At 48.2% G+C, this 1,169-nt stretch carries 2 protein-coding genes; one reads left to right on the plus strand and one right to left on the minus strand.

All coding sequences use genetic code 11. From position 1 onward, the window contains the following. Positions 1-434: hypothetical protein (locus EBR25_14265; GenBank protein NBW42134.1), on the plus strand; the 434-nt coding region annotated here is incomplete at its 5' end. Positions 435-594: 160 nt separating this feature from the next. On the opposite strand, the gene EBR25_14270 is transcribed toward EBR25_14265, so the two are convergent. After that, positions 595-1,169 (minus strand): hypothetical protein (locus EBR25_14270; protein NBW42135.1); only part of this gene is annotated, 575 nt, incomplete at its 5' end.

Here is a 1,169-nt window from a genome sequence, read left to right on the forward strand (position 1 = left end):
CTGAAAGCTACTTCGCAGAATCTCAGGCTTACGTTGCACTAAGTCGAGTCAAGTCGCTGACTGGATTGAGTATTGCTGGTGTGCTCAGCAAGGAGAGGCACATATTTGACATCAACGGCGACGTGGCTGACTTTCTATGTGCGCGTGGCTTCATGCACCAGGAAGAAGCATCGTCCTGCCCTCGCCACACATCACTGCTTTCTGAAAATACTCTTCCTAAAGTCGAGAGTGTAGGTGGAGGAGCTTTCCCGGCTCTATCGTTGTTAGATGAATTGCAGTTCGACCACTTGCCGAAGGTTCGTTATCTCACTCAAGAATATGGCCTAGAGACCGCGTTAGGAGCAGTATGCGCAATTTGTGGACAAAGGGTTATTGCTTATGGGATACATGGGCAACTTCGTGAAGCTCTCTCCCAAGGTCACGACCCTAAATAGCCTGAGGCGAATGTCTGCAGCTGAGGCATATTCGTGAATGAATTGCGCAGATTTCTTAGCGATAGTCCTAAAGGCCATTACAGGAGACTTTGTTGAGCGTTGTCTACATTCTCACAAACGAAGCCATACCCGGTTACATATAGATCACATAATTTCCAGGTCATCCCAACATCACCTGTTTCAGTGTCTTCGCTCCAAGCCTCCAGCTTTTCCATGATTCTGTCTCATCATCCAAACCGAGTGCCCTCGCTGCTTCAGCAGGGCCGGCATACCGAATGCCATCAATGAGCAAGCCGAAGTCGTCGGTGACAAAAGCTGAGGTTCCGGCTGGGACAAAGACAAGTTCGTCCCCTTCATTCAGAAGACCACGCTGAATAAGGGCAGCGAACTTCTCTTCCCTGGTAAGCCTCCATCCGCCAAGAGTCTCCGGAGTTTCCTCGTGGAAGTAAGAAAGACTGGAGTTCTCGAAAGATCTGAATTTCCAGACTGCATCATCCATTTTTGAGTCATTGAAGACTCTGCAATCGACAAGTTGCTTGAAATCTTTGAGTGAGAGCCCGGTTACTTTCGCAAATAGTTCTGGCTCGACCTGCTCAATGATGTCTTTGATGGTTTTTTCTCTGTCATCAGTGAGATACATAAATGCCGGGATTCGCGTGATGAATCTTCTTAGCTTTTGCTTTAGGTTCTCCCTGCGCTTCGCCGACTCATCCTTGATCTTCTTTTCTCTCTCGT

It is taken from the genome of bacterium (genome assembly GCA_009926305.1).
GTDB lineage: Bacteria > Bdellovibrionota_C > UBA2361 > UBA2361 > RFPC01 > RFPC01.